The organism is Catellatospora sp. NPDC049133, assembly GCF_040648455.1.
GTDB lineage: Bacteria > Actinomycetota > Actinomycetes > Mycobacteriales > Micromonosporaceae > Catellatospora > Catellatospora aurea.
The window spans coordinates 1-8,687 of record NZ_JBEZDT010000076.1 but is presented as its reverse complement, the minus strand read 5'-3'; the positions used below and the strand labels follow the sequence as shown (position 1 = coordinate 8,687).

The following is an 8,687-nucleotide window of genomic DNA, read 5'->3' as shown; positions in this document are numbered from 1 at the left end:
GCCGGATCCGTCCTACATCGACGAGGTCGCGGTGCGCCGTGTGATGCGCGGTGAGCCGCTGGAGCTGACCGAGCTGGAGCGCGCCGAGGTGCGCCGTCGGCTGGCCGAGGTCCGCGCCCGTCGCAACCGCGGGTACCGGTTCGTGTGCTCCCGCGCTGCTGCGGCACGGCGGGAGGCCCGCTGATGGCACGCACCCGTATCGGCCGTGCGATCGGTGAGGTCGCGCGGCGGCGCAGCCGCGGTGAGCTGACCGCCGAGCAGGCCAACGCGCTGACCGCCCGGCTGCGCGACATGCAGCGCGAGGCGATGTACCGCACCGCCCTCGACGCCGCCGACCCCGGCCAGAAGGTGGAGCTGCGGCTGATCGGCGGCTACGCCGACGTCGCGAACCTGCTGACGGTGCTGGACGAGACCACGACGCTGATCGAGGTCTCCGACCCCTATCCGAGCAGGCGGGCCGGGCAGGTGCGCGTCTACGCCACCTGCGCGCGCCGCCACCCGCTGACCGGAGGTGGCCGGTGAAGCACTACGCGCTCGCCTGGGCCATCAACGACATGGCCGCCCGCTACGGCTTGTCCCTGCACCGTGCCGGGCTGGCCTACAGCAGCGACAGCGGCACGTTCGACCGCAAGCCGTGGGAGCACTGGGACGCCGCCTGCCGCCGCCAGTACCGCGCGCTCCAGCGCCTCACCCGCGCCCTGCGTGATGAGCAGGTGGCCCGGTGAGCGACAAGCCGCGTACCGACCAGCAGGTCGACGACGCCGTGACGGTCGCGCTGCTGCGCGCCCTGGAGCGGCACGGCCACGACCGGGCCGTGCTGTCGCATCTGTCCGAGCGTGACCAGGCCGCCGTGTTCGCGGCCGAGGCCCGCAACCGCAAGAACCGCTGACCGAGAGGAGCCATAGCCATGACTGCACCTTCCAGCGTGCACCCGCCCACCGTCGCCGCGATGCTCGACGACTTCCACGCCTGGGCCGCCGAGCTGGGCGCGGCCCCGTCGCGCAACGCCACCATGAAGCGGTTCCGGATCGGCGAGATTAAGGCCAACGCGCTGCTGTCGACCCTGACCGCGCCCGCCCTGGGCAAGCGCCAGGCCAACACCCCGGCCTCGCCGGAGCGGGCCGAGCCGACCGGTCCGGCCTCGGAGCCGGAGATCACCGAAACGCCGATCATGCCCGAGGCGTCGCCGCAGACGGCGGTTGGCGTGGCCCCAGGGCCGAAGATCACAGAAGTGGTGCCGCCGCTGCCGGTCGCCGACCCGATCCCGGTGGCCGCGCCGCCGCTGCCGGACCCGGTGCCCGCCGGCGTGTCCCCGGTGCTGGCGCAGGCCGCCAAGCTCGACGACGAGCGGGCGCGGCTGGACATCGCCCGTCACGACGAGCTGTCGCGGCGCGCGGCCGAGGCCGAGCACCGTATCGCCCTCGGTGATGTGCGCGAGCAGGCCCGCGCCGCCAAGCTCGCCCGGCGGGAGCGGGCGCGTGACGCCGCCGACGCGGCATCGCTGGCCGCGCTGTACCGGCACGCGACACGCTCGGGCACCCGCGCCCGGCTGCGCGCCCAGATCCAGGGCTCGGCCGAGATGCGCGCGCTGCGCGTGGCCCGCGTCCGGTCGGTCACCCTCGCCGCCGGTGTCCCGGTCCTGGCCGCGTTCGCGGCCTGGTCGACCACGGGTGTGCAGGCCGGGGTGGTGCGCCTGCTGGGCCTGTCGGCCGACACGGCGGGGTGGTGGGCGGCGTGGGCGATGGAGCCCGCGCTGATCGCGATCGTCGGCCTGATCATCATCGGTCGGGCCGTGCTGCGCTCGGCCGGAGGTGACACCGACCGGCGCGCCACCGCGATCGAATGGACCGCGCTGGGCACGTCGCTGCTGCTCAACATCGTCGGCGGCTGGAACACCGACACCGACTGGACACAGCAGGTCGGGCCGATGCTGGCGCACTCGGTCGGTCCGATCGGCGCGGCCGGCACGGCGTTCCTGATCGGCCTGTTCGACGGCTACGTGTCAGCCGCCCGCCCCTGGCACGGCGCGAAGAGCCTGACCGAGATGGACCTCGACCTGAGCACGGTCGGGAGCGAGCGATGAGCGTGCTGCCCTCCCACTGGGAGATCGTCACCGACGGCCCCGTCAAGCCCGGCTCGCCGGTCCACCGCCGTGACGGCCACTCCTGGACAACGACCCGGCTCGTGTTCGGCCGTGAGGAGAAGGCCACCCACCACGCGCCGGTACCGGCCTGCACCACACCCGAGCCCGACCAGCCCCCGACCAGCGACGCCCGTAGCTACTCGGCGGGCTGGGCGCTGTACCGCGGCGCGACCGTCTGCACCGCGCAGCAGTGCTTTCCCGCCGAGCGTGAGGAGGCCCGACAGTGACCACACTGACCGAAGTCGCCCTGGTCGTGCGCGCTGACCGGCCGCCGTTGCGAGTGATCGGTGAGCAGGCCGCGCCCGGCCTGGCCGTCGTCGCCGCGCTCGATGCCGACGATCGCTACAGCGGCGGCTGGTGGCTCGTGCACCAGGCATCGGGATGGGTCCTGACCAGCGGCGCGACGTGCGCGCACTGCGCGCGCCGCGCCGCCGCCGAACTGGCTGCCATCGACTGGACCCGGCCGGTCGGCGAGCTGACCGGCGACATCTGGGTGCAGGTCGCGGTTACTGGCAACACCCCCGCCCGCGCGATCCTGCGCAGCTGCGCAAGCGCGTACACGTGCGAGATCCCCGAAGGCTGCTGATCCGGCCGCCTCCGTGCCGGCCAGGCCCGTGCCTGGCCGGTCGCGGTGGCCGCCAGACAGGCACCAAGGAAGGGAGCAACGGTGGACATCATCCAGCTCTGCGACCGGATCGACCGGCTGACCGCAGAGGCCGACCTCGCGATGCACGACGAGACGGCCAACCGGCAGGCCGTCCTGGAGACCCTGCTCGAAGACCTCGCCGACCTCACCAACCGCGCCCGGCGCGCGGGCCGCCGCACCACCATGACCGCCGTCGCCACCGGCCCCGGCGCGGTCGTCATCCAGGCCGGAGGCGACATCCACGGCACGTTCCGCGACTGACCGCCTCCGTCCCGGCCAGGGCTCATCCGCCCTGGCTGGGAGCGGTGGCCGCCAGATCGGCGACCAGCCCGCACCCGTCGCGTCCAGCTGGGCGCGACGCCTGCACCGAAGGAGCCTGCTCGTGGCTAACGAGACCACCCTGACCCTGGTCGGCAACCTCACCGCCGACCCCGAACTGCGCTACACCCCCGCCGGGGCGGCGCTGTGCAAGTTCACCGTGGCATCCACCCCGCGCAACTACGACAAGGCCACCAGTGAGTGGAAGGACGGCGACCCACTGTTCATGAACTGCTCGGCCTGGCGCGAGCTCGCCGAGAACATCGCCGAGTCCCTGCACAAGGGCTCGCGGGTCGTGGTCACCGGCCGCCTGAAGCTCAACCGGTGGAAGACCCCCGAGGGCGAGACCCGGCAGGCCATGCAGCTGGACGTGGAGGAGGTCGGCCCGTCGCTGCGCTACGCGACCGCGCAGGTCAAGAAGCTGACCCGCACCGGCGGCGGTGGCGCGGCGGCCGCCGCGGGTGCGGCGGACCCGTGGGAGAGCAACACCAGCGACGAGCCTCCGTTCTGACCTTCCGGGCCGTCACCGTGCGCGCCGAGCACCTGTGTTCGGCGCGTGCGGTGGCCGCCATCGTGGCAGGCCAGAGAGGGGATCGTCTCTTGTTCACGATCGTCGTCAACTACCCCGCCGACCTGGACTCGCTGATGCGGTGGGCCAGGCGGCTGCGGGCGGCCTGGCGGGCCAGCAGCGCGACCGGGGTCCTGTGCCTGGTCGGCGCGGTGGCTCTGGCGTTCACCGGCCACGGCTGGACCGCCGCCGGGGTGTTCCTGCTGAGCGCGCTGTGCGGCGGCGCGATGGAAGGGCTGGAAGTCCTCATCGAGCAGACCGAGCAGCGCACCGAGGCGCTGCGCACCGCCGACCGGCCCTGAACCGTCTGTGCCGGGGCGCGGCCCGACTGGCCGCCAAACCGCAGGCCACGCCCCGGCGCACCCCTCCATCTGACAGGAAGGTGCACGTCATCATGTCAACCGACGAGACGCGTTTCGACTGGGACGCCTACGAGCAGGAACTGACCCCCGACCGCGGCCCGGCGCTGCCGGTCGACGACCCCGACCAGGCTGGTCCGCCGCCCGGCCCGGCGGCGCGCCGTCCGGTGCTGCCGCGCTGGCTGCGCTCGGCCGACGCCGTCCGCGACCAGATGCGCTGGGCGCTGAACTACAGCGCACACGTGTCCGCGTATCACCTGCTGCGGGTGCCGTTCTACGGCGGCAAACTCGCCCTGCGCTCCCCTCGCGGCCTGGGCCGCGTGATCACCGGTGGGGTGCGGTGGATGTTCGACTGGGAGGCCGAGCAGCTGCGCCGCGCGATGGTGCGCGAGGAGAACGCCGCCGAGTACATGAAGCTCGCCAACAAACGCGACCAGCGCGTCAGATTGCGGGTGTGGGTCGGCGGGTTCACGATGCTGGCCACCTGCGGCGGCGCTGCCGCGCTGACCGCCGCGCCGTGGGGCTGGCAGGCCGCCGCCGCCCTCGCCACCGTCGCCGGGCTCGGCCTGGTCGGCGGACAGCCCGACGCGCCGCTGATCGGCTCGGCCGTGGTGTCGCAGCGGGTGTCGAAGCTGACCGGCGACGCCGTGGAGCGGGCGCTGCTCACGCTGGGCATCTCGGGGATCAACCGGGCCGTGGCCAAGGACCCGCGGGCGATCGGCTGGCCGGCGCGGATCGGCCGGGAGGGCAACGGGTGGCGGGCCGACATCGACCTGCCCCCGGGCGTGACGGCGTCGGAGGTCATCGAGAAGCGCGAGAACCTGGCGTCGGCGCTGTCTCGGCCGCTGGGCTGCGTGTGGCCGGAAGGGCAGCCGCGCGTGCACCCCGGGCGGCTGGTCGTGTGGGTCGGTGACCAGGAGATGAACCAGGCCAAGAACCCCGAATGGCCGCTGCTGCGATCCGGGACGGTCAACCTGTTCCGGGCGTTCCCGCTGGGCACCGACCCGCGCGGGCGGGCCGTGCAGGTCACGCTCATGTTCGCCTCCGCCGTGATCGGGTCGATCCCGCGTATGGGCAAGACGTTCACGCTGCGGCTGATGCTGCTGGCCGCAGCCCTGGACGCCCGCGCGCAACTGCACTGCTACGACCTGAAGGGCACGGGCGACTTCCGGCCGCTTCAGCCCGTGGCGCACCGCTACCGGGCCGGCGATGAGGCCGACGACATCGACTACGCCGTGACCTCGATGCGGGAGCTGCACGCCGAGATGCGGCGGCGCACGAAGGTCATTCGTGACCTGCCGCCGCACCTGGTCCCGGAGTCGAAGGTCACCGATGAACTCGCTTCGCAGAAGACCTACGGCCTGTTTCCGGTCGTGGTCGGGGTCGACGAGTGCCAGCGCTGGTTTGAGCACCCCGAGTACGGCGAGGAGTTGCGCGAGATCTGCGAAGACCTCGTGCGGCGCGGCCCAGCTTTGGGGATCATCCTGCTGTTCGGCACGCAGCGCCCGGACGCCAAGTCCATCCCGCCGGTGATCAGCAGCAACGTGGTGCTGCGGTACGCGATGAAGGTCATGACCCACACCGCGAACGACATGATCCTCGGCACCGGGATGCACACCGCCGGGATCACGGCCACGATGTTCACCCGCTCTGACAAGGGCATCGGCTACCTGACCGGTGAGGGCGACGACCCGCAGATCACCCGCACCCACTACATCGACGCACCCGCCGCCGACCAGGTCGTGGCGCGGGCACGGGCGGCGCGGGAGTCTGCTGGCACGCTGACCGGCTACGCCCTGGGCGTGGCCGACGACGCGCCGGTACGCCCAGCCTTCGACGTGCTGGCCGACGTGCTGACCGTCATCGGCCCCGACGAGCGCAACACCGCCTCCACCGCGGTCGCCGCCCGGCTCGCCGAGCTGCGCCCCGACGTCTACGGCGGCTGGGGCCAGGCCAACATCTCGGCCGCGCTCAAGCCCTACGGCATCACGACCGGGCAGGTCTGGGCCGTCGATCCCGACACCGGCAAGAAGAAGAACCTGTTCGGGATCAAGCGCGACGACATCGTGTCGGCGATCGCGGAGCGTGACCGCAAGCGCGGAAAGTAGCCCAACCCGGAAACCGGCGAACCGGGCGAACCGTCCGCACCGATTGCTCTAGGTCTAGAGCAACCGCGCTCTAGACCTAGAGCACCCTCTAGAGCACCCGCGAACACCCTGGCCAGGCGTCTAGACGTCCTAGACGCCTGGCCCCGTGCACCCTGAAACGCCTTCTGGAGGCACTTCCGTGGACCCCTCCGCGACTCTAGCCATGATCGGTTGCACCGCCGCGACCGTCGTCACGCTCGGTTATGCCGGGCTGTGTGCTGCTCAGCCGTTCGCGCGCTGCGAGCGCTGCCAGGCCACCGGCTGGCGCACCACCAAGGTCCTGCGCCGCCGCAAGGACTGCCGCCGCTGCAAGACCACCGGCTACCGCGCCCGGCGCGGCGTGCGCGCCTACAACCACCTGCGCCGCCTGCACCGCGACATCCACTCCTGACCCAGAACGGAGCTTCGCCGTGTCTCTGACCTTCACCGACATCTTCTGCAGCGCGGGCGGCAGCTCGATCGGGCTGACCGCCGCCGGGCTGGAACTGTCCCTGGCCGCCAACCACTGGCGCACCGCCATCGACACCCACGCCGCCAACTTCCCGCACGCCGAGCACCTGTGCGCCGACGTCAACAACTACGACATGCGCGCCCTGCCCAGCACGGACGTGCTGTGGGCCTCGCCGATCTGCACCGAGGCCAGCCCCGCCGGCGGCTCATCCAAGAAGGTCACCAAGGCCAAGCCGCGCCCGCGCGGGCAGCTCGACCTGTTCGAGCAGAACGGCCACGTCGAGCAGGCCGGATTCGAACGCACCCGCGCCACGTTCCACGACGTCATCCGCGCCACCGAGGTCCACCGCTACTCGGCCGTGCTGGTCGAGAACGTGCCCGAGGTCGCGTGGAAGTGGGAGCTGTTCGAGTGGTGGTGCGCCGGGATGCGGACCCTGGGCTACTACCAGCAGACCGTCTGCGCGTCCAGCGCCCACATCGGCGGGGACGGCAACCCCTACGCGCCGCAATGGCGCGACCGGATGTACCTGGTCTTCACCCGCACCGGCATCCCGGCCCCCGACGTCGCACCCCGGCCCCTGGCCTGGTGCGACCCGTGCGGGACCGACGTCCACGCCGTCCAGGCGTGGAAGGACACCCCGAAGGTCCGCAAATTCGGCCGCATCGGGGCCTACCGCGAGCAGTACGTCTACCTCTGCCCCAACACCGCCTGCGGGCAGGCGCAGGTCGAGCCGTACGTGATGCCCGCGCGCGCCGCGATCGACTGGACCGACGTCGGCGAGCGCATCGGCGACAAGGCCCGGCCCCTGGCTGCGGCGACCGTCGCCCGGATCGAGCACGGGCTGAGCATGTTCGCCGACCGGCAGACGCTGATCACGGTCAACCACGGCGACAGCGACAGCCGTGCGCTGCCGATCGACGGCGGGCCGCTGCCGACCCGAACCGTGAGGATCGGGGAAGGGTTCGCCACCCCGCCGATGCTGGTGCCCGCGGGCGGCTCGTGGAACACCGACGCCTACCCGACCGGCGGGCCGATGCGCACCCGCACCGCGACCGAGTCAGAGGCCCTGGTCGTGCCGCCGTTCTACGTCAAGCAGTACGGCGGGTACGCCGACCCCGCCCGCATGTCCAAGCGCGTCGACAGCGAACCGCTTGGCACGCAGACCGCCAGCCTGAGCCACAGCCTGGTCACCACCGAGCCGTTCATCGCGGTACTGCGCAACCACGGCACCGCCCACTCCACCAGCCAGCCATTCCAGACCATGGCCGCCGGGGGCGGGCACCACGCCCTGGTCATCCCCTACCGCAAGGGCAACCGCCCGACCAGCACCGACGCTCCGCTGCACACCATGGCCACCCACGACTCCGGCGCGCTGCTGCGCCCGGCCGTGGCCGTAGAGGACTGCTACTTCCGGATGCTCAAGCCCCGCGAGCAGCTGCGCGCGCAGCGGTTCCCCGACGCCTACACCGTGCGCGGCAACGTCTCCGAGCAGACCATGCAGGCCGGAAACGCCGTGTCCGCCAACGTCGCGCAGTTCCTCGGCGGGCGCGTCGCCATCGCCCTGGACAGCCGGAGCGCGTCATGACCCGCGCGCTCACCACCGGCCAGCGCACGATCCGGCCCGACAGAGAGAAGCGCTGCCCCGACTGGTGCGCCCGCGCGCACCACTGCACCGCCCGCCGCCTGCCTGGCGGCGAGCACGCCTCGCGCCCGGAGGTGTGGGTCACCGACGTGGGCCGGTTCATCGCGACCCGCTACCGCGACCAGGCCGGCCGCGACCGCGTAGAGCTGCGCGTCGTGCTCGACCTGGCCGACGATGAGCAGGTGGCGCAGGCGCAGGCCCGTCACCTGCTGGCCGTGACCCGCGTGGTCGTCGACCGGGTGTTCGGCCCCGGCGACCAGGCCGCAGGAGGCCCGCGGTGAGCCTCACGCGTTACGCCGTGGCGGAGCACGACGCGTCGCGCCCAGCTGGACCCGACGCCTACGAGCCGTCGCGTGTCACCGTCGACACGCGACGGCTGTGCGCCTGGTGCGAACAGCCCATCCCGCCCGCCA

At 72.5% G+C, this 8,687-nt stretch carries 14 protein-coding genes; all 14 read left to right on the top strand.

All coding sequences use genetic code 11. The features are described from left to right. Positions 1–184: hypothetical protein (locus tag AB0B35_RS41810; protein ID WP_361057398.1), on the top strand; the 184-nt coding region annotated here is incomplete at its 5' end. Then, positions 184–522, top strand: a complete 339-nt coding sequence (locus tag AB0B35_RS41805) for a hypothetical protein (RefSeq protein WP_361057395.1) — start codon at positions 184–186, stop codon at positions 520–522. The genes AB0B35_RS41810 and AB0B35_RS41805, both read left to right, overlap by 1 nt. Beyond that, complete coding sequence (locus tag AB0B35_RS41800; protein ID WP_361057392.1) at positions 519–725, top strand: hypothetical protein; 207 nt, start codon at positions 519–521, stop codon at positions 723–725. The genes AB0B35_RS41805 and AB0B35_RS41800 overlap by 4 nt, the downstream gene beginning before the upstream one ends. After that, entirely contained in the window at positions 722–889 is a 168-nt protein-coding gene (locus AB0B35_RS41795; RefSeq protein ID WP_361057389.1) for a hypothetical protein, read from the top strand. Before AB0B35_RS41800 ends, AB0B35_RS41795 begins: the two co-directional genes overlap by 4 nt. 18 nt (positions 890–907) lie before the next feature. Further along, positions 908–2,083, top strand: coding sequence for a hypothetical protein (locus tag AB0B35_RS41790; protein ID WP_361057386.1), 1,176 nt, complete (start codon positions 908–910; stop codon positions 2,081–2,083). After that, entirely contained in the window at positions 2,080–2,370 is a 291-nt protein-coding gene (locus tag AB0B35_RS41785) for a hypothetical protein (protein ID WP_361057383.1), read from the top strand. The genes AB0B35_RS41790 and AB0B35_RS41785 overlap by 4 nt, the downstream gene beginning before the upstream one ends. Continuing rightward, positions 2,367–2,729: a hypothetical protein gene (locus AB0B35_RS41780; RefSeq protein WP_361057380.1), complete on the top strand. Its 363-nt coding sequence runs from the start codon at positions 2,367–2,369 to the stop codon at positions 2,727–2,729. The genes AB0B35_RS41785 and AB0B35_RS41780 overlap by 4 nt, the downstream gene beginning before the upstream one ends. 81 nt (positions 2,730–2,810) lie before the next feature. Further along, positions 2,811–3,050, top strand: coding sequence for a hypothetical protein (locus tag AB0B35_RS41775; RefSeq protein ID WP_361057377.1), 240 nt, complete (start codon positions 2,811–2,813; stop codon positions 3,048–3,050). Positions 3,051–3,171: 121 nt separating this feature from the next. Beyond that, positions 3,172–3,618: a single-stranded DNA-binding protein gene (locus AB0B35_RS41770; protein ID WP_361057374.1), complete on the top strand. Its 447-nt coding sequence runs from the start codon at positions 3,172–3,174 to the stop codon at positions 3,616–3,618. 89 nt (positions 3,619–3,707) lie between these two features. Next, the gene (locus AB0B35_RS41765) at positions 3,708–3,977 is read left to right on the top strand and encodes a hypothetical protein (RefSeq protein ID WP_361057371.1); all 270 of its coding nucleotides are present in this window, start codon (positions 3,708–3,710) and stop codon (positions 3,975–3,977) included. 92 nt (positions 3,978–4,069) lie between these two features. Then, the gene (locus tag AB0B35_RS41760; RefSeq protein WP_361057368.1) at positions 4,070–6,142 is read left to right on the top strand and encodes an FtsK/SpoIIIE domain-containing protein; all 2,073 of its coding nucleotides are present in this window, start codon (positions 4,070–4,072) and stop codon (positions 6,140–6,142) included. A 202-nt stretch (positions 6,143–6,344) separates the two neighbouring features. Continuing rightward, entirely contained in the window at positions 6,345–6,572 is a 228-nt protein-coding gene (locus AB0B35_RS41755) for a hypothetical protein (RefSeq protein ID WP_361057366.1), read from the top strand. A 19-nt stretch (positions 6,573–6,591) separates the two neighbouring features. After that, complete coding sequence (locus AB0B35_RS41750) at positions 6,592–8,217, top strand: DNA cytosine methyltransferase (protein WP_361057363.1); 1,626 nt, start codon at positions 6,592–6,594, stop codon at positions 8,215–8,217. Then, positions 8,214–8,555 (top strand): hypothetical protein, encoded by a 342-nt coding sequence (locus tag AB0B35_RS41745; RefSeq protein ID WP_361057360.1) that lies wholly within the window; start codon positions 8,214–8,216, stop codon positions 8,553–8,555. The genes AB0B35_RS41750 and AB0B35_RS41745 overlap by 4 nt, the downstream gene beginning before the upstream one ends. Positions 8,556–8,687: the final 132 nt, after the last annotated feature.